The 22,510-nt window shown below is 61.8% G+C and carries 2 protein-coding genes; both read left to right on the top strand.

Features of this window, described 5'->3' with window-relative positions:
- Positions 1-656: 656 nt before the first annotated feature.
- The gene (locus OXH74_RS24305; protein ID WP_375739226.1) at positions 657-11,054 is read left to right on the top strand and encodes a peroxidase family protein; all 10,398 of its coding nucleotides are present in this window, start codon (positions 657-659) and stop codon (positions 11,052-11,054) included.
- A gap of 929 nt (positions 11,055-11,983) precedes the next feature.
- Positions 11,984-22,285, top strand: coding sequence for a peroxidase family protein (locus tag OXH74_RS24300; protein WP_375739225.1), 10,302 nt, complete (start codon positions 11,984-11,986; stop codon positions 22,283-22,285).
- The last annotated feature ends 225 nt before the right edge of the window (positions 22,286-22,510 follow it).

Raw genomic sequence — 22,510 nt, 5'->3', positions numbered from 1 at the left:
TTGGCGATTTTGCTAGACCAGCACCTCAAAAATGGCAAGTTCTGGCTCCGTCCTCCGGGCGGTGTCAAATAGCTGACTAGTGGGGTTGGTCTTTTGGGATGGCTCTATTCCGCGCGTTTCAGTATGGGTCTGTCCCACTGATCGGGCCTCTTGAGAGCGGAATAGTTCACATTTCATCATTTTTGTAAGTATATGTTTCATTCGCAAGTCATTGTTAATCAATGGCTTGATGTCACTAATTGCCTTGAATTTGGTGATTTGACGGTCTCTTGACAGTCTTTTCTGGCGAAACTTTAGTCACTTATGTAAGAAATTATTTCAAATGTGGGTCGGCTGCATTTAAGGGCTCTGCAGCATTGGTCCGGGGGGGATAAAAGCTAGGGAGAACACCATGTGTACCGTCTTGCGTCTGACCCTCCGGAAGGCTTCTCCGCCAGCCGCCAGTCACCTTACTTCCATTCACGGGCCGCCGGACCGCTGAACCTCTAGCGGTGTCGTCAGGGGAGAGCCTGGCCTGCGCTGATCAACCTGAGCGTGTGAGCTTCGCAGCAGCAAAGCCGGTGTCCTGAAAGCCCCCAATAAGAATCGAAACGTGGCGCCATATGCCGGCAGCCACGCGCGGGTCCTTGTGTGCTTGGAAATGAGGAAACAGCAAAATGGCCAACTTCAACTTGTCGGACCTGGATTTCATCCTGCAGCAGATCCTCATCTCCGAGGCCCATGCGAACGGCGAGGACCTCCTTGACCTCCTGCCGAATGTCCAGGTGCCCTTCGGACTGCGTACCATCGATGGCTCATTCAACAATCTGCTGTTTGGCCAGAGTGGGTTTGGTGCGGCAGACAACATTTTCCCGAGGTTGCTCGATCCTGTGTTCCGAACGGCGGGTGACAACCCCTTCGTCCCCGGTGTCCAGACGACCTCTTATGCGCAGACCAGCGGCACAGTTTTCGATCCGCAGCCGCGGATCATCAGCAACCTGATCGTCGACTTCACTGCCAACAACCCGGCGGCTGTGGCAGCAGCTGCGCAGACACCCGGTTCCAGTACCGTGGCAAGCCCCGGTCTCGACGGGATCTTTGGCACTCTGGATGACACCTCGACGTTGTTTATCCCGAACGTTGCGCCGGATGCCGGGCTATCCGCTCCCTTCAACGCCTGGATGACCTTCTTCGGGCAGTTCTTCGACCACGGCCTGGACCTGGTGACCAAGGGCGGCAACGATGTCGTGTTCGTTCCGCTGCAGCCGGACGACCCGCTGTTCGTACCTGGCGGTACGACCAACTTCATGGTGCTGACCCGCGCCACCCAATTCGGCGGGCCGGGCCTGAACCAGAACACCACCTCGCCCTTCGTCGACCAGAACCAGACCTATACCTCGCACCCGTCGCACCAGGCGTTCCTGCGCGCGTATGAGCTGAACGCGGCTGGCCAGCCGGAAGCTACCGGCAAGCTGATCACCAACCGTGACCTCGGTGCCGACGGGGTGTTCGGTACGGCCGACGACGTCGAGATCGGTGGCATGGCCACCTGGAAGGTAGTCAAGGCCCAGGCCCGCGACATCCTCGGGATCAATCTGACCGATGCCGACGTATTCGATCTGCCGCTGCTGGCCACCGACCCCTATGGCAATTTCATCAAGGGCCCGAATGGTTTCCCGCAGGTGGTGATGAAGGGGTTCGATGGCATTGCTGGTACTGCCGATGATGTTCTCGTGGAAGGCAACCGGCTGGCCCCGCTCGACCTGACCAATGCCGTGCGCACCGGCCACCAGTTCCTCATCGACATCGCCCACAGCGCCGATCCCACCGGTGGCCTGGTGGCCGACGCCGACACTGTGATCAACGCCGGCAGTCCGCAACCGGCAGGAACCTACGACAACGAATTGCTGGACGCGCACTACATCGCCGGCGATGGCCGGGTCAACGAGAACATCGGCCTGACCACCGTGCACCACGTGTTCCACTCCGAGCACAACCGCCTGGTCGAGCAGACCAAGAGCACACTGCTCGCCTCTGGGATCCTGGCCGAACTGACCCCCTGGTTGATGCCGGGTACCGCACCGGCTGTATTCCCCACCACCGCCGCTGAGATCGCCGCCCTGCAATGGAACGGCGAGCGTCTGTTCCAGGCCGCCAAGTTTGGCACCGAGATGCAGTACCAGCACCTGGTGTTCGAGGAGTTCGCCCGTACCATCCAGCCGCAAGTCGATGCGTTCCTCGCACCTAATGGCTACGACACCACCATCGATGCATCCATAGTCGCCGAGTTCGCCCATACGGTTTACCGCTTCGGCCACTCGATGCTGCTGGAAACCGTGGATCGCTTCGATGTCAATTTCAATCCGGTTCTCACTGACCCGCTCCACCCGACGAATGCCCAGCAGATGGGCCTGATCTCCGCCTTCCTCAACCCCCTGGCCTTTGCCGCCAGCGGCCCGACCGCAGAGGAAGCGGCCGGCGCCATCGTTCGCGGGCTGACCCGCCAGGTCGGTAACGAGATCGACGAGTTCGTCACCGAGGCCTTGCGCAACAACCTGGTGGGGCTGCCGTTGGACCTGGCCGTGCTGAACATCGCCCGTGGGCGCGATACCGGTGTTCCTTCGTTGAACGCCGCGCGTCGTGAGTTCTACCGCATGACCGGTGATGAACAGCTGACGCCCTACACCAGTTGGGTGGACTTCGCGGATCACCTGAAGCACGTGGAGTCGCTGATAAACTTCATCGCCGCCTACGGCACCCATTCCAGCATTGTCAATGCGACCACCCTGGCCGAGAAGCGCGCCGCAGCGACCCTGCTGGTGCTTGGCGGCGCCGGCGAGCCGCTGGACCGTATGGACTTCCTGCACAGCACCGGTGCCTGGGCCAGCGGCGCGGATGGCGTGACCACCACCGGCCTGGACCAGGTCGATTTCTGGATTGGTGGGTTGGCTGAAGAGAAAATGCCTTTCGGCGGCATGCTCGGTTCCACCTTCAACTTCGTCTTCGAGACCCAGTTGGAAAGTCTGCAGAACGGCGATCGTTTCTACTATCTGTCACGGACCGCAGGGCTGCACTTCGGTGCCGAGCTGGAAAACAACTCCTTCGCCAAGCTGGTGATGCTCAACACTGATGTCACGCACCTGCCTAATGCCATCTTCTCGACACCCACCTGGACGCTGGAGGTCAATCCAGCGCTGCAGCATACCGGCCTCGGTGTCGACGGTCGTGCAGACCCCACCGGCGGCATCCTCATCAATGGTGTCGAGGTGACCCCGCTGGTCATCCGCGACAATCCGGATACGGTCGGGCCAGATACCAACTACCTGCGCTATACGGGGCCTGACCATGTGGTGCTGGCTGGCACCGAAGGCGATGACATCATCCTTTCCAGCGAAGGCGACGACACGCTCTACGGCGACGGCGGCAACGACCAACTGGAAGGTGGCTACGGAAACGACGTCATCATGGGCGGCGCCGGCGACGACATCCTCACCGATGCGGGCGGTGACAACCGTATCGAAGGTGGCGAAGGCAATGACGTGATCGAAGTCGGCAACATGATGGCGGCAGGCGCCGGTAACCTGATTCTTGGCGGCGACGGCAAGGACTTCATCGTCACCATCGAGGACATGTCCACTACCTTTGGCGGCCGCGGCGACGACTTCATCTACAGCGCCAAGACCAGCCTGCCGCCCACCGGCAACGAGGGCGACGACTGGATCGAGAACGGCACCCAGGATGGTGCTCCGGGCGACAACTTCAGCCCGTTGTTGGCTGACGAGCTGGTCGGTAACGACGTCTTCATCGGAGGTGGCGGCTTCGATGAGTTCATCGGCGAAGGTGGTGATGACATCTTTGTCGGCAGTGATGCCCAGGACAAGATGGATGGCATGTCCGGCTTCGACTGGGTTACCTACAAGAACGACAACATGGGCGTCACTGTTGATCTGACCCTGGCAAACTTCCTCGGCATTGGCGAAGTGGGCGACCACATTGCCTTCCCTGTCGCTCAGTCCCCGGCTTCGATCTTCGATCGCTTCGCTGAGGTGGAAGGGCTTTCAGGTTCCGATTTTGCAGACATCCTGCGTGGCGATAATGCCGACGCAGCGCTGCTTGCCGGTACCACGATCACCGGGAATATCCTGAGCAACCTCGACCTGGTCGATGGCCTGCGCGCCTTCCTCGGCACGGCGGCCGCCGGTGCGGACGGCATCACCGGAACGGCTGACGACCAGTTCGGCGCCGGCAACATCATTCTCGGCGGCAGCGGCAGTGACATCATCGAAGGGCGTGGTGGCGATGACCTGATCGATGGCGACCTTTGGCTGAACGTGCGTATCAGCGTGCGCGCCAATGCCGATGGTACCGGGGCTGAGATCGCCTCCTTCAACAGCATGCTGGACCTGATCCCACAAATGCTGAACGGCACCTTCAACCCCGGTCAACTGGTCGCTGTGCGAGAAGTGCTGACCGGTAATGTGGACTTCGACACTGCGAACTATACCGGGCTCAATTCCGAGTACAACGTGGTCGACAATGGTGATGGCTCATTCACCGTAACCGACCTGGTGGTCGGACGCGATGGCTCGGATCGCCTGACCAACATCGAGCGCATCCAGTTCGCCGATGGTGCGCTGGTGCTGGTTCCAGGCTTGAACGCCGAGCCGGTCGGTCAGCTGACGATCACCGACACCAATGGTGGCACGTTCCAGGTCGGTGACTTCCTGACCGTATCCAACGCGGGTGTGACCGATGCTGACAATCCGGGGGGCACCCTCACCAACGTGACCTATGTCTGGCAGGTCGAACGCACGCCGGGCACGGGTATCTTTGAGGATATCGTCGCTGCACCGGCAGGCGACCTGGCCTTCCAGAGCGCCAACGGTGAACGCTTCAGGATTACTCCGGACATTGCCGGGTTGGCGATCCGGGTCAAGGGCGTCTATCAGGATGCCAACGGTGTAACCGAGCAGGTGTTCTCCGATCCCACGGCGGCAGTCGACCCGTTCACTCCACCCCCGCCGACGCTAGCGGTCGACCCGGGGCCGGGCGTTACCCAAAGCGGGCGGGGCATACAACTGGTGCGTTCCGACCTGGATTTCATCCTTGCCCAGATTCGCATCGCCGAAGCCCATGCAGCAGGCGCCGACCTGCTGTCGCTGGTGCCCAACGTACGGGCGTCGGCCGGTCTGCGTACCGTCACGGGTGAATTCAACAACCTGGTGAACTTCTCCGGGATCGACCAGAGCCAGTTCGGCGCTGCGGACAATAGCTTCCCGCGGCTGTTGCCGGCGGAGTTCACCAACGAGCTGGACGAAGCCGCTTTCCTGGGTGTGACCAATACCGATTACAACACCGCCGTAGACGTGGTGGACAGCGATCCGCGCACGATCTCTAATCTGATCGTCGATCAGACCAACAACAATCCGGCGGTAGTGGCCGCGGCGTTGGGCACCGATGGTTCGACCCTGGTGACCAGTCCAGGCCTGGACGGATTGTTCGGTACGGCGGATGACCAGCAGGTGAACTTCATCCCGAACATCGCTCCGGACGGCGGGCTGACCGCACCCTTCAACGCCTGGATGACCTTCTTTGGTCAGTTCTTCGACCATGGCCTGGACCTGGTGACCAAGGGTGGCAGTGGCAATGTATTCATTCCTCTGCAGCCTGATGACCCGCGTTTCGTTCCCGGCAGCCCGACGAACTTCATGGTCCTGACCCGCGCCACCCAGCTTGGCGCGCCCGGGGTGAACGAGAACACTACTTCGCCCTTCGTCGACCAGAACCAGACGTACAGCTCGCACCCGTCGCACCAGGTGTTCCTCCGCGCCTACATCTCGACGCCGAATGGCCCGGTGGCGACCGGCGGGCTGATCACCAACCGCAACCTGGGGGCTGATGGCCAGTTCGGCACTGCGGATGATGTTGAAATCGGCGGCATGGCCACCTGGGCAGTGGTCAAGGCCCAAGCCCGAGACATCCTCGGGATCAACCTGACTGATGACGACGTGTTCGACGTTCCGCTGCTGGCGACCGATGCCTACGGCAACTTCATCAAGGGGCCGAACGGCTTCCCGCAGGTGGTGATGGTCGGTCCGGACGGTCTGCCTGGCACCGCTGACGACGTACTGGTGGAGGGTGATCCGGCGGCCAATGGCGGCGTGGGTATCAACCTGGCCGATGCAGTGCGGACTGGCCACCAGTTCCTCATCGACATCGCCCACAGCGCCGATCCTACCGGTGGCCTGACGGCAGACCTCGACTCCATCATCAACATCGGAACCCCACCGGCGGCGGGGACCTATGACAACGAGTTGCTGGATGCGCACTACATGGCCGGTGACGGCCGGGTCAACGAGAACATCGGCCTGACCGCCGTGCATGCGATCTTCCACTCCGAACACAATCGCCTGGTCGAGCAGACCAAGAGCACGGTGCTGGCCAGCAATGATCTGGCCTTCATCAACGAGTGGCTGCTTACGCCCGTCACCTCATTCCCGACCACCCAGGCCGAGATCAATGCCCTGCTGTGGAATGGCGAGCGGCTGTTCCAGACTGCGAAGTTCGGCACCGAAATGCAGTACCAGCACCTGGTGTTCGAGGAGTTTGCACGGACTATCCAGCCCAACATCGACCCGTTCTTCGCGCCGACCCAGGTCTATGACGTGAACCTCGATCCCTCGATCGTCGCTGAGTTCGCCCACACGGTTTACCGTTTTGGCCACTCGATGCTGACCGAGACGGTCGATCGCTTTGACGCCAGCTTCAATCCGATTACGGTCGACCCGTTGCACCCGACCAACGACCAGCAACTGGGTTTGATCGCTGCCTTCCTCAACCCGCTGGCCTACGCGGCCAGTGGGTTGACTCCGGAAGACGCCACCAGCGCCATCGTGCGTGGCGTGACCCGAACGGTGGGCAACGAGATCGATGAGTTCGTCACCGAGGCTTTGCGCAACAACCTGGTGGGGCTGCCACTGGACCTGGCGGCGCTGAACATTGCCCGCGGCCGCGACACCGGCGTGGCTTCACTGAACCACGCGCGTGCGCAGTTCTATGAGGCGACCGGCGACATCAACCTCAAGCCCTACACCAGTTGGGCTGACCTGGTGCTGCATCTCAAGCACGCGGAATCCGTGATCAACTTCATCGCGGCCTATGGCACGCACGCGTCCATCACCAGCGCCACGACGCTGGCCGACAAGCGTGCGGCAGCGACCGCCATCGTCCTCGGCGGGGCAGGCGCCCCAGCCGACCGGCTGGACTTCCTCAATGGACCGGCAGCCACGACCGGGGTCGACAACATCGACTTCTGGATCGGTGGCCTGGCCGAGAAGGTCACGCCCTTCGGCGGCATGCTCGGCTCGACCTTCAACTTCGTGTTCGAGAACCAGTTGGAGAAATTGCAGGATGGTGACCGCTTCTATTACCTGGAGCGCACCGCTGGCCTGAACTTCAACGCTGAGCTGGAAGGCAACTCCTTCGCCAAGCTGATCATGGCGAATACCCAAGCCACCCACCTCCCGGGCATCGTCTTCCTGACCCCGGCCTATACGCTGGAGGTCAATCCGCTACTGCAGCACACAGGGCTCAATGACCCAGGTTTGGATGGTATCCAGGGCACTGCAGATGACGTGGCGGGCGCGGACGGAATACTCGGTAATTCCGACCCGCTCAGCGTCGATCCATTGCTAGCGCTGGTGAGCCGCGACAACCCGGCTACGCCAGGCGCCGATACCAATTACCTCCAGTACTCCGGACCGGACCATGTCGTACTCGGTGGTTCTGCGGGCAATGACATCCTGCGCGCCAGTGAAGGTGACGACACTCTCTACGGGGACGGCGGCGATGACCGACTCGATGGCGGCTACGGCAACGATTTCCTCAATGGGGGCGATGGTGACGACATCATCACGGACCTTGGGGGGGACGACAACATCAAGGGCGACAACGGCAACGATGTCATCCACGGTGGCAACGGTGTCAACCTGATCCTTGGCGGCTTCGGCAACGACTTCATCATCACCGGTGAAGACGCCAGCGAGGCTTTCGGTGGCCAGGGCAACGACTTCATCCTGGGGTCCAAGGCCAACGAGCAGGACATGGGCAACGAGGGCGACGACTGGATCGAGTTCGGAACCTCGGATGGGGCACCGGGCGACAACTTCGACCCTGCCGGTAATGACCCCATTGCCGGGAATGATGTGTACATCGGTGCCGGTGAGGGCGACAAGTTCAATGCCGAAGGCGGCGACGACATCATGGCCGGCAGTACGGGTCAGGGAGACCGGTACATCGGTGCTTCCGGCTACGACTGGGCCACGTTCAAGAATGACACCAAGGGTGTGACCATCGATATCAATGGTATCTTCTTCGACCAACCGTTAGTGCCGGGCTCCGGTGCCTCGGTGCTGACGCGCTTCGACTTCGTCGAAGGGCTGTCCGGTTCGTCCTTCGCCGATGTTTTGCAGGGCGATAATGCCAATGCCACGACATTACCCACTGCAGGTGCCAAGGGCAGCGTCCTGACCAACATCGCGCTGATAGCAGGGTTGCAGGAGTTCCTGGGAGCCGGCGTCACCTTCTACGATGGCGGCAACATTATCTTGGGTGGCAGCGGTAGCGACATCCTTGAGGGCCGTGGCGGCGATGACCTGATCGACGGCGACAAGTGGCTGAACGTACGCATCAGCGTGCGTCAGAACCTGGATGGTAGCGGGCCGGAAATCGCCAGCTTCAACAGCATGACCGAGATGCTGCCGCAGATGCTCAATGGCACCTACCACGCCGGCCAGTTGGTCATCGTGCGGGAGATTTTGACGGGAGCGGCCGATTTCGACACTGCGGTCTTCTCGGGACTCAACTCCGAGTACGACGTGGCCCTCAATGCCGATGGTTCGGTCACAGTGACTGACCTTCAAGCCGGCCGTGACGGTGTGGACCGTCTCACCAATGTCGAGCGACTGCAGTTTGCCGATGGCATGCTCGACCTGACTCCCGGAATGGATGCTTCACCGCTGGGTGAGGTCACGATCAATGACGCGACGCCTGAGGTGGGTTCAAGTCTCAGGGCTTTCATTACGCAGGTCACGGATGGCGACAATCCAGGTGGTAGCGTTACCGGGCCGGTGTCTTACTACTGGCAAGTAGAGACCGCGCCGGGTTCCGGAATCTTCACCGACATCACCTCGATTGCTGCTGGCGCGTTCTCGCGTGCCAGTGGTGAACGGTTCAAACCCACGGCTGACCTGGCCGGCTTGTCGATCCGCGTGAAGGCGATCTACAAGGACGCCAATGGTGTGCTGGAAACGGCGTTCTCGGCACCGAGCGCAGCGATCCTGGCTGACCCAGCCCCGGACGCGGCTACCGGCGCTCCGGCGATCAGCGACATGTCGCCGACCCAGTCGCTGTCGCTGGCGGCCTCGCCCGGTACCATCGACGATCCGGATGGCCTCACCACCGCGATCTTCACCTACCAGTGGCAGTCCTCGAGCGATGGCGTCACCTTCACCAATATCGCCGGGGCGACCAACCGTGGCTTCACGCCGACCGCGACCCAGGTCGGCCAGCAACTGCGGGTCATCGCCACCTTCACCGATGATTTCGGCACGATCAACTCGCTCGCGTCTGCTGTGACGGCGGTAGTCGGCGCCCTGATCGTTGGCACGCCAGGTGTTGACAACCTGATCGGCACTATCGGCGCCGACCTGATCAATGCCCTCGACGGCAACGACACGCTGCTCGGGGGGCTGGGCGACGACACCCTCAACGGTGATGGCGGCGACGACGTGATGATGGGCGGGGCCGGGGCCGATGCGATGATTGGCGGTCTGGGCAACGACATCTATGAAGTCACCGACGCCGGGGATGTGGTGGTCGAAGCGGGCAGTGCCGGGCATGACACGGTGTCGACCTCGCTCGGCAGCTACACCCTGGGGGCTAACGTCGAAGGGCTGTTCTTCGGCGGCAGCGGCAACTTCGTCGGCACCGGCAATGCGCTGAACAACGTCATCGTGGGCGGCGCCGGCAATGATGTGCTGATCGGCGGTGCCGGGGCCGATACCTTGGCCGGCGGCCAGGGTAATGACGGCTACAACGTCGACAACGTCGGGGATGTGGTGATCGAAGCGGCCGGCGGCGGACAGGATTCGCTGGTAACGACCTTGGCCAGCTACACGCTGGGGGCCAATATCGAGAACCTGACCTACGACGGTACTGGCAACTTCACGGGCCGCGGTAATGCGCTGAACAACACCCTGGTGGGCGGTAGCGGCAACGACGTGCTGATCGGCGGTGGCGGAGCCGACACCATGAGCGGCGGTCTGGGCAACGATGTCTATGAAGTCACCGACGCCGGGGATGTGGTGAACGAACTGAGCGGAGCCGGGCATGACACGGTGTCGACCTCGCTGCTGACCTATGTCCTCGGGCCGAACCTCGAAGGGCTGTTCTACGGCGGCAGCGGCAACTTCACCGGTATCGGCAATGCGCTGAACAACGTCCTCGTCAGCGGTGCAGGCAATGATGTGCTGATCGGGGGGGCGGGCAACGACACCATGGCCGGCGGCCAGGGCAACGACATGTACGAGATGACCGAGGCCGGGGATGTGGTCCTGGAGCTGGCCGGCGCCGGGATCGACTCGGTGTCGACCTCGCTCTCGGTGTTCGAGTTGGGGGCGAACCTCGAAGGGCTGTTCTTCGGCGGCGCCGGCAACTTCGACGTGGGCATGGGCAACGCGCTGGACAACACCATCGTCGGCGGGGCGGGGCATGACGCGATCTTCGGCATGACCGGCAACGACTACATGGTCGGCGGCGCTGGCAACGATATCTTCGTGTTCGGTGCGGGCTTCGGCCAGGACATGATCGCGGACTTCGACGTCAATCCGGTGGGTGGACAGGACCGGCTCAATATCGAGAACCTGGGGATCACGGCGGCCACCTTCGGCGCCAATGTGGGCGTCGCAGGAGTAGCCGGCAGCACCGTGGTCACCATCGGCGCCGATAGCATCACCCTGGTGGGTATTGCCGATGCCTCTACCATCAACCAGAGCGACTTCATCCTGGCGGGTTGATTAGCTCCAGCTCCCCTGACGGGGTGAAGTGCCAGGCACTTCACCCCGTTTCTTTTGGCTCTGCCTGCGTCAGGTTTCGGACGGGACTTGAGTCTCTGTAGGAGCAAAGGGATACCGAATTTGTGCTTGCGAACGGGGCCTTCCGCGTTTTCTCCGTTGCTTTGCTTCGCTACTTGCCTGCCTGCCTGCCTGCCGGCTTGCTAACGACCGATGTGTCAGCATTCCGCCGTTTCGAACGCGCGCTGGTTTGCGCCACAAGCAAGATCGATGCCTTCAATTAACTCGATTTGACCATATGAGCTAACGGTTGTTTTCCTGTGATAAGTGGATTGGGTTGGCTTAGGCAGCTCTAGAACGGGCATTTCAGTGTCATCGCGAGGTGTGTCTCAAGGCGCTGGGAGGGGGGATGGCGATGGATGTCGAACCGTTCATCGCAGATAAGTGAAGTTTTTTTACAAATTTCATGCACTTAGTATTCAGTTACATTTGGAAATACTTATTGACGGTTACTTGACACTAATTGGGGTCGGAACTTTAGTCAGGATGTAAGTGAGCGTGACTGTTTTTTGGCAGACTGCATCCGAAAAGGGACGTTGCAGCCTTAGCCTGATTGATCTGCTAGGGAGAACGTCGTCATGGCTATCGACTCGTCTTTGCATTGGAGGGGGACACACCCGCCGATGCACGCATTCATTTCCGCCCGGGTCCACGGACCACCCTCTGCCTGAGCCAGGCCGCCACCAATTGTAGTGCGGCGCGCCAACGATCCGAATCATCCCCTGACACCTGAGCCCTTGTATGGGTTCAGCGGGTTCGTTCGCGGATTCGATCCGGTCTTCTGAACAACATCTCCATTTCAAACGTGGAATCGCTCCCGCGTGGATGTGATTCAGCCTGACTTTTTGCTGTAGGAACTGAGGATTCAAAAAATGGCCAACTTCATTCAGTCTGACCTCGAGTTCATTCTCCAGCAGATTCTCATCGCTGAAGCCCATGCCGCGGGTCAGGAACTTTCCGCGTTGTTGCCAAACGCCCAGGTGCCCTGGGGCCTGAGAACCATCGATGGCTCCTTCAACCACCTGATCCCGGGGCAGGATGGTTTTGGCGCAGCGGATGAGTTCTTCCCGCTGATGCTCGACCAGGTCTTTCGCAACGAAGGCGATGACAGCTTCGACCTCAATGGCCCTGCACCCGGTGGGTTGCTGACCAACAACAACTACGCCACCACGGGGCCGATCGCCGGCAATGTGGTGGATGCGGACCCGCGGATCATTTCCAACCTGATCGTCGATCAGACCGCCAGCAACCCGGCGGCGGTCGAGGCCAATGGTGGCGCGCTTCCCGTGATCAGCCCCGGGCTCGATGGGCAGTTCGGCACGCTGGATGACAAAGAAGTTTTCTTCATCCCCAACACCACGCCGGATGAAGGGCTATCCGCGCCGTTCAACACCTGGTTCACCTTCTTCGGTCAGTTCTTCGACCATGGGCTGGACCTGGTGCAGAAGGGTAACCAAGGGACGGTCTTCATCCCGTTGCAACCGGATGACCCGCTATTCGTCCCGGGCGGCACCACCAATTTCCTGGTGCTGACCCGTGCCGACAATGTGGCGGTGGGCGCGGGCGCTGACGGCATCATGAACACCGCTGACGATGTGCATCGTCACCTGAACTTGACCAGCCCCTTTGTCGACCAGAACCAGACCTACAGTTCGCACCCGTCGCACCAGGTGTTCCTGCGCGCCTATGTCTCGACTCCGGACGGCCCGGTGGCGACCGGCAAACTGATCACCAACCGTGACCTCGGTGCCGATGGACGGTTTGGTACAGTGGATGACGTCGAGCTGGGTGGCATGGCCACCTGGGCAGTGGTCAAGGCACAGGCCCGCGATATCCTCGGCATCAACCTTACCGATGCCGATGTAGGCAATATCCCGCTGCTGGCCTCTGATCTCTACGGCAACTTCATCAAGGGGCCGAATGGCTTCCCGCAAGTGGTGATGCTCGGTTTTGACGGTGTAGCGGGAACGGCTGACGACGTGTTGGTGGAGGGCAATCCTGCCGCCCCCATCAGCCTGGTAGGCGCTGTGCGCACCGGGCATGCGTTCCTCGATGACATCGCCCATAGCGCCAATCCATTCGACAGCCAGACCGGGGCTCTGAAGGCCGCCGACGGGGACGCTGTCGTCGGCGACGATGGCATTGCCGGTACCTATGACAACGAGCTGCTGAATGCGCACTACATCGCGGGCGATGGGCGGGTAAACGAGAACATCGGCCTGACTACCGTGCACCATGTGTTCCACTCCGAGCACAATCGCCTGGTGGACCACACCAAAGATGTGATCCTGCAGTCGGCCGATCTGGCCTTCCTCAGCAACTGGCTGATGCCGGGCACCGCTCCAGCGGTGTTCCCGACCACGCCGGATCAGATCGCCGCCCTGCAGTGGGATGGCGAGCGCCTGTTCCAGGCCGCCAAGTTCGGCACCGAGATGCAGTACCAGCACCTGGTGTTCGAAGAGTTCGCCCGCAAGGTGCAGCCGAACATCGATGAGTTCCTGGCGCCAAACGGTTTCGACACCACCATCGACCCGTCGATTACGGCCGAGTTCGCTCATGTGGTGTACCGCTTCGGCCACTCGATGCTGACCGAAACCATCGACCGGATGGACCCGAACTTCGTCAACAGTGAAATCGGCCTGATCGCTGCCTTCCTCAACCCGCTTGCGTTCGCGGCCAGTGGCGTAACGGCGGAGCAGGCGGCCGGCGCGATCGTTCGCGGCCTGACACGCCAGCAGGGCAACGAGATCGATGAGTTCGTCACCGAAGCGCTGCGCAACAACCTGCTTGGCCTACCCCTGGACTTGGCGACCATCAACATTGCCCGTGGCCGTGATGCCGGCGTGCCTTCGCTGAACGCAGCGCGCCGCAGCTTCTTCGAGGCCACAGGCGACAGCCAGCTGGAGGCTTACACCAGCTGGGTCGACTTCATGGGCAACCTCAAGCATGAGCTGTCCCTGGTCAACTTCATTGCGGCTTACGGCACCCACTCGACCATCACCGCTGCGACGACCCTGGCCGACAAGCGCGCCGCTGCCATGGCCATTGTCTTCGGTGGTGTCGGTGAGCCGATTGACCGCCTGGACTTCCTCAACAGTACCGGGGCCTGGGCCAGTGGTCCCGGCGGCGTTACCACCACGGGTCTTGACCTGGTGGACTTCTGGGTAGGCGGTCTGGCCGAGAAGCAGATGCCGTTTGGCGGCCTGCTCGGTTCTACCTTCAACTTCGTGTTCGAGACCCAGCTGGAAGCGCTGCAGAATGGCGACCGTTTCTACTATCTCGGCCGCCTGGCGGGACTGAACTTCCTGACCGAGATGGAGAACAACTCCTTCGCCAAACTGGTGATGCTCAACACTGACGTCACGCACCTGCCGGCGGACATCTTCTCCACTCCAGCCTTTACCCTTGAGGTCAATGCAGCCGTGCAGTTCACCGGGCTAGGTCTCACCGGCCGTGACGACCCAACCGGGGCCAGTCTGATTGCGCCCCTGGTGATCCGCGACAACCCCGATACGGTAGGGCCTGACACCAACTACCTGCGCTACACCGGCGAGGACCATGTGGTACTGGGCGGTACCGCCGGCGATGACATCCTGATCTCCAGCATCGGCGACGACACGCTTTGGGGCGATGCAGGCAACGATCGGCTGGAAGGCGGCGATGGTGTCGACAACCTGGAGGGTGGTGCCGGTGACGATATCATCACCGACCTGGGTGGCGACGATACCCTGAGGGGCGGCGACGGCAACGACGTGCTGCATGGCGGCAACGGATTCAACCTGATCCTGGGCGGCGCCGGCAGTGACTTCATCGTTACCGGTGAAGATGTCTCGGACACCTTTGCCGGCCCCGGCAACGACTTCGTATTCGGTGCCAAGACCAACCTGCCGACTGCAGGTAACGAAGGCGACGACTGGATCGAGATCGGCACCCAGGACGGCGCACCCGGCGATAACTTCGCGCCATTCGCCACAGATGATGTGGCAGGCAACGATGTGTTCATCACGGGTGGCGGCTTTGACGAAGTCATGGGTGAGGGCGGTGACGACATCATGGTCGGTTCCGACGGCTCCGACCACTTCGACGGTGCGTCAGGCTTCGACTGGGCCAGTTATGGCAGCGACACGCGTGGGGTCACTGCCAACCTGTTGATCGACGACTTCATCGAACCCCCGGTGACGGCCTCCAATGCCGGCCTGCTGGACCGCTTCGCCGAAGTGGAGGGGCTTTCCGGTTCGGCGTTCGGCGACATCCTGAAAGGGGATGACTCCGATGCCACAACCATTCCCACTGCGGGTGCCAAGGGCAGCACCCTGACCAACATCGCCCTGATCAATGGCCTGCAGGCGCTGTTCGACGAGGCCTTCGGCCCGGGTGTGATTTCCTTCTCGTCGGGCAACATCCTCCTCGGTGGCAGTGGCAGTGACGTGATCGAGGGGCGCCGCGGCGACGACCTGATCGATGGCGACCGCTGGCTGAATGTCCGTGTCGCGGTCACCGGTAACCCCAATGTGACCACCGTGCAGAGCCTCCAGGAGCTGATTCCGCGCATGCTCTCGGGCGAAATCAACCCGAGCCAGTTGAGTATCGTGCGTGAGATTCTGGACGATGACGACAGCCTGGATACGGCGGTCTATGCAGGACCACGAGCTAACTACACCGTTACCACCCTCAACGGGGTCACCACGGTCACCGACAACGTCGGTGTTGCTGCGGGCACCGAGGGTACCGATACCCTGCTGAACATCGAGCGACTGCAGTTCTCCGACCAGACCCTGGTATTCGATCCCGTCGCCGGCGCTTTCGTCGAGCCTGATCCTCTCCTGGGTCTCAACAGCCTCCCTGTGGGCCTGGTGACCATTTTCGATGCGAACACCAACACACTGGACAACACTCCGGCAGTCGGACAGTTGCTGAGAGCCTCGGTGGCAGGCGTGACCGATGCCGAGAATGTCAGCCCCGATAATCCGACCGGGTCGCTGGATGGCAGACCGGTGAGCTTCGTCTGGCAGTTCGAGGTCGCGCCTGGCTCCGGCATATTCCACGACATCGTCACGGCTGGCGGGGATGCCCCATCTACCGCGGCACGCGGTACCTTCCTCGTCACTGCTGATCTGGATGGCGTGGCCATTCGCGTCAAGGCCATCTACCAGGATGGCGACGGCGTGATGGAAACAGCGTTCTCGACGCCAACTGCCGCAGTTGACGGTCTGGTCGCTCCCACTCCACCGGTCGCAATACCGGCCGAGAGCGCGACGGACCCGGTCAATGGCGGCGTGCACCTGATCAGGGGAGACCTGCAGTTCATCCTCGATCAGATCAGGATCGCCGAACGCCATTCCGCAGGCGAGAACCTGATGGACATCCTGCCGAACTCGCGGGTTGCCTTTGGGCTTCGTACGGTCGATGGCTCGTTCAACAACCTGGTGACCGGGCAGGAAGAGTTTGGTGCAGCAGACAACCCGTTCCCGTTGCTGCTGGATCAGTTCTTCCGCAACGAGAACGATGAGACACCATTTGCCGGCACCACGAACACCAACTATGCCGCGAATGGCAATGTGGTGGATTCCGACCCCCGTATCATCTCCAACCTGGTGGTCGACCAGACCATCACCAACCCGGTGGCGGTCCAGGCCTTCGTCGATGCCGGGCTGGGCGTCCTGGCAGATGGCACGCAGATCGATTCCGCTACCGGCTTGCCCTATGCAATTGGGACCTTGCTTGACTTGGGTGGTGTAGCTATTCCTCGCGGACAGCCGCTGTTCATCCCCAACACCGCACCGGATGAGGGGTTGTCGGCCGGTTTCAACTCCTGGTTCACCCTGTTCGGCCAGTTCTTCGACCATGGCCTCGACCTGGTGAACAAGGGGGGCAACGGCGTCATCTTCGTGCCGTTGCAAGCCGACGATCCGCTGGTGCTGGGCGCAGACGGAATAGCCGGGACGACGGACGACCTGCCTGAAGCGCAACGCTTCATGCTGCTGACCCGTGCCACCAATACGCTGGTCCAGGCTGGGGCGGACAATGTCCTTGGCACTTCGGACGATGTGCACCTGCACAACAACCAGACCACGCCTTTCGTCGACCAGAACCAGACCTACACCTCGCACCCGTCGCACCAGGTCTTCCTGCGCGAGTACGAACTCAATGCTGCGGGGGATCCGGTTGCGACCGGCCGGCTGTTGGACGGTGTTGACGGCGGTCTGCCGACCTGGGCACAGGTCAAGGCCCAGGCCCTGATGCTTGGCGTCATCCTGACCGATGCCGATGTCACCAACCTGCCGATGCTGGTGACCGACGCCTACGGCAAGTTTGTTCCTGGCGCCAACGGCTTCGCCCAGTTCGTCACGGCCACTGGCTTCGTGGAAGGGGTGGCCGGCGGTCTGGCAGTGCCCGCCAACGTGGTTCGCACCAATCATGCGTTCCTCGATGACATTGCCCACAGCGCCAACCCCCGCAACTCTGCCGGTGCATTGCTGACACCTGATGCTGATCTGGTGGCAGGCACCGACGATGGTATTGCCGGGACCTATGACGATGAATTGCTGAATGCACACTTCATTACCGGCGACGGCCGCGGCAACGAGAACATCGGCCTGACCGCCGTGCACCACGTGTTCCACGCCGAGCACAACCGGATGATCGAGCACATCAAGGCGGTGGTCCTGGCCAGCAATGACCCGGCCTTCGTCGCTGAATGGCAGTTCCCCGATGGCAGCTGGAATGGCGAGCGCCTGTTCCAAGCGGCGCGGTTCACCACTGAAATGCAGTACCAGCACCTGGTCTTCGAAGAGTTCGCCCGCAAGGTGCAACCCCAGGTCGACATCTTCTTCGCGCCGACCCAGGTGTACGACACCGCGATCAACCCGGCCATCGTCGCGGAGTTTGCCCACGTGGTTTATCGCTTCGGTCACTCGATGCTGACCGAAACCGTTGACCGCTTCGACCCGAACTTCACTGAAAGTTCCATGGGGCTGATCGCAGCTTTCCTCAACCCGCTGTCTTTCAACCAGCTCAGCGATGGGGCGGGCGGAACCGTCACGGTCACGGCCGATCAGGCCGCGGGCGCCATTGTCCGTGGCATGACCCGGCAGCTCGGCAACGAGATCGATGAGTTCGTCACCGAGGCGCTGCGCAACAACTTGCTGGGTCTGCCGCTCGACCTGCCGACCATCAACCTCACCCGTGGCCGGGATACCGGTGTGCCGTCCTTGAATGCCGCGCGTCTGGAGTTCTACAACGCCACCGGCGATGCCCAGCTCAAGCCCTACACCAGCTGGCTGGATTTCGCGATGAACCTGAAGCACCAGGAATCGGTGGTCAACTTCATCGCCGCCTACGGCACCCATACCTCGGTCACTAGCGCCACGACCCTGGCCGACAAGCGTGCTGCGGCCTTCGCCTTGGTGTTCGGTGGGGTTGGTGCGCCGGACGATCGGCTGGAGTTCCTCAATGGACCGGCCGCGACGACGGGTGTCAATGACATCGACCTGTGGATCGGTGGTCTCGCCGAGCGGCAGATGCCCTTCGGTGGCCTGCTGGGATCGACCTTCAACTTCGTCTTCGAGACGCAGATGGAGAAACTCCAGGACGGCGACCGGTTCTATTATCTGGAGCGCACTGCCGGCCTGAACTTCCTCAGCGAGCTGGAGAACAACTCCTTCGCCAAGCTGATCATGGCCAACACCGACGCCACCCACCTGCCAGGTGATGTGTTCTCGACCCCAGCCTTCACCCTTGAGGTCGACCAGAACGTGCAGTTCACTGGCTTGGGGATCACTGGCCGCGAGGACCCGCTGGGCGCCAACCCGTTGATCCCGCTGGTTCTGCGCAGTGCCAATTTCCTGCAGTACAACGGCGAGGACCATGTGGTGCTCGGGGGTAGCGCCGGCAATGACACCCTCATTGCCAGCATCGGCGATGACACTCTGCACGGCGATGCCGGTAACGACCGACTGGAAGGCGGTGACGGCAACGACATCATCTTTGGTGGCGCCGGCGACGACATCCTTACGGACAAGGGCGGCGATGACAATATCCAGGGCGGCGAAGGCAACGACGTCATCCATGGTGGTAACGGCATCAACCTGTTGCTGGGCGGATTCGGCAATGACTTCGTCATCAACATCGAGGATGCCTCCGAAGCATTCGGCGGGACGGGCAACGACTTCATTCTCGGGGTCCGGGCGAACGAGTTCGCGTTCGGTAACGAGGGTGACGACTGGATAGAGCTCGGCATGCCGGATGGCGCGGCCGGCGACAACTTCGACCCCTTCGGCAATGACCCAATCATCGGGCACGACGTGTTCCTCGGTGAGTTCGGCATCATCGACCGGATGGACGGTGAGGGCGGCGACGACGTCATGATGGGCAACGGCGGGGAAGGAGACCGCTATGTCGGGATGTCGGGCTTCGACTGGGCCGTGTTCAAGGACGACCCGGCGGGCGTCAACATCGATATGCGTCTGCGTGCCTTCATCGAGGCACCGATCGCTCCGGGGGCCACGTCGGCCCTGGCCCGCTTCGAGTCGACTGAAGGGGTGTCCGGCTCTGCGTTCAGCGACATCCTCCGCGGCGACGATGCCGATGCGACCTTGATCGCCACGTCGGGCGCCTATGGCAGCGTGCTGACCCATATCAGCCTGATCGCCGGTCTGCAGGAGTTTCTGGGAGCAGGTGTAACGTCATTCGGCAGCGGCAACATCATCCTGGGCGGTGACGGCAGCGACATGCTTTTGGGCGGCGGCGGTGACGACCTGATGGATGGTGACAAGTGGCTGAACGTGCGCATCAGCGTGCGTGCCAATGTCGATGGCACCGGAGGCGAAATCGCCAGCTTCAACAACCTGACGGACCTGGCGCCGTTCATGGTCAACGGCACCTACAACCCGGGACAGCTGGTGATCGTACGCGAGATCATGGACGGGAACGGGCTCGGCTTTGACACAGCCGTCTACAGCGGCAACGTGGAGCAGTACGACATCGTCATCAATGACGATGGTTCCCTCACCGTGACCGACCTGGTGGGCTCGGACGGTGTCGACCGCCTGACCAATATCGAGCGGCTGCAATTCGCCAACGATGTTCTCTTGGTCGCGCCTGGCAACAACAGCGGTCCGGAAGGCTTGTTGTCCGTCAATGACACCACGCCAGAAGTCGGCACCCTGATGAAGGCTTCGATTGGCGGGCTCACCGATCCGGACAACCCCGGCGGTATCATCACCGGCCAGGTGGCCTATTACTGGCAGGTGGACACCGGCGACGGTGTCTTCGTCGACATCACGACGCTGACCGCAGGCGGTGAACTGGATGTGGCCGCCGGACCGACCTTCCGGGTCACGGCTGACCTGGTCGGCCTGCAGTTGCGACTCAAGGCGATCTACAAGGACGCCAATGGCGTGCTGGAAACCGCGTTCTCGGCCCCGACCGCTGCGGTTCTGGCTGATCCGGCCCCGGATGCGACCACTGGAGAACCGGCGATCAGCGACATGTCGCCGACCCAGTCGCTGTCGCTGGCGGCCTCGCCCGGTACCATCGACGATCCGGATGGCCTCACCACCGCGATCTTCACCTACCAGTGGCAGTCCTCGAGCGATGGCGTCACCTTCACCAACATCGCCGGGGCGACCAACCGTGGCTTCACGCCGACCGCGACCCAGGTCGGCCAGCAACTGCGGGTCATCGCCACCTTCACCGATGATTTCGGCACTACGACCTCACGCACCTCTGCCACCACCGCGGTAGTCGGCGCCCTGATCGTTGGCACGCCAGGTGTTGACAACCTGATCGGCACCATCGGCGCCGACCTGATCAATGCCCTCGACGGCAACGACACGCTGCTCGGGGGGCTGGGCGACGACACCCTCAACGGTGATGGCGGCGACGACGTGATGATGGGCGGGGCCGGGGCCGATGCGATGATTGGCGGTCTGGGCAACGACATCTATGAAGTCACCGACGCCGGGGATGTGGTGGTCGAAGCGGGCAGTGCCGGGCATGACACGGTGTCGACCTCGCTCGGCAGCTACACCCTGGGGGCTAACGTCGAAGGGCTGTTCTTCGGCGGCAGCGGCAACTTCGTCGGCACCGGCAATGCGCTGAACAACGTCATCGTGGGCGGCGCCGGCAATGATGTGCTGATCGGCGGTGCCGGGGCCGATACCTTGGCCGGCGGCCAGGGTAATGACGCCTACAACGTCGACAACGTCGGGGATGTGGTGATCGAAGCGGCCGGCGGCGGACAGGATTCGTTGGTAACGACCTTGGCCAGCTACACGCTGGGGGCCAATATCGAGAACCTGATCTACGACGGTACTGGCAACTTCACGGGCCGCGGTAATGCGCTGAACAACACCCTGGTGGGCGGTAGCGGCAACGACGTGCTGATCGGCGGTGGCGGAGCCGACACCATGAGCGGCGGTCTGGGCAACGATGTCTATGAAGTCACCGACGCCGGGGATGTGGTGAACGAACTGAGCGGAGCCGGGCATGACACGGTGTCGACCTCGCTGCTGACCTATGTCCTCGGGCCGAACCTCGAGGGGCTGTTCTACGGCGGCAGCGGCAACTTCACCGGTATCGGCAATGCGCTGAACAACGTCCTCGTCAGCGGTGCAGGCAATGATGTGCTGATCGGGGGGGCGGGCAACGACACCATGGCCGGCGGCCAGGGCAACGACATGTACGAGATGACCGAGGCCGGGGATGTGGTCCTGGAGCTGGCCGGCGCCGGGATCGACTCGGTGTCGACCTCGCTCTCGGTGTTCGAGTTGGGGGCGAACCTCGAAGGGCTGTTCTTCGGCGGCGCCGGCAACTTCGACGTGGGCATGGGCAACGCGCTGGACAACACCATCGTCGGCGGGGCGGGGCATGACGCGATCTTCGGCATGACCGGCAACGACTACATGGTCGGCGGCGCTGGCAACGATATCTTCGTGTTCGGTGCGGGCTTCGGCCAGGACATGATCGCGGACTTCGACGTCAATCCGGTGGGTGGACAGGACCGGCTCAATATCGAGAACCTGGGGATCACGGCGGCCACCTTCGGCGCCAATGTGGGCGTCGCAGGAGTAGCCGGCAGCACCGTGGTCACCATCGGCACCAATAGCATCACCCTGGTGGGGGTGGCGGACTCGACAGCGGTTACCCAGACGGATTTCATCCTGGCGGGTTGAGACGCTGGCGTCATAACAGGAGGCAACCTCGAGGGTCATGGTGCTTGGCACCGTGGCCCTCCTTGCGTTTGATGCGCCTGCAATCTGCCGGCGACTCCTATAACGCCATGGGTGCAAAGTCGGGAGGTTTTACCGGCTTCAGTTGGCTCTTTGCAGTGCTTGATATTTCGAACGCCTGGTGCGTATTTTGTACAAGCCGCCACGAGGAGCGGTTGTAGTGCACAA

This window comes from Metapseudomonas boanensis (assembly GCF_042232855.1).
In the GTDB taxonomy this organism is placed as follows: Bacteria; Pseudomonadota; Gammaproteobacteria; order Pseudomonadales; family Pseudomonadaceae; genus Metapseudomonas; species Metapseudomonas boanensis.
Note: the sequence above shows the minus strand (reverse complement) of the source record. Positions and strands in the feature narration are given on the sequence as shown.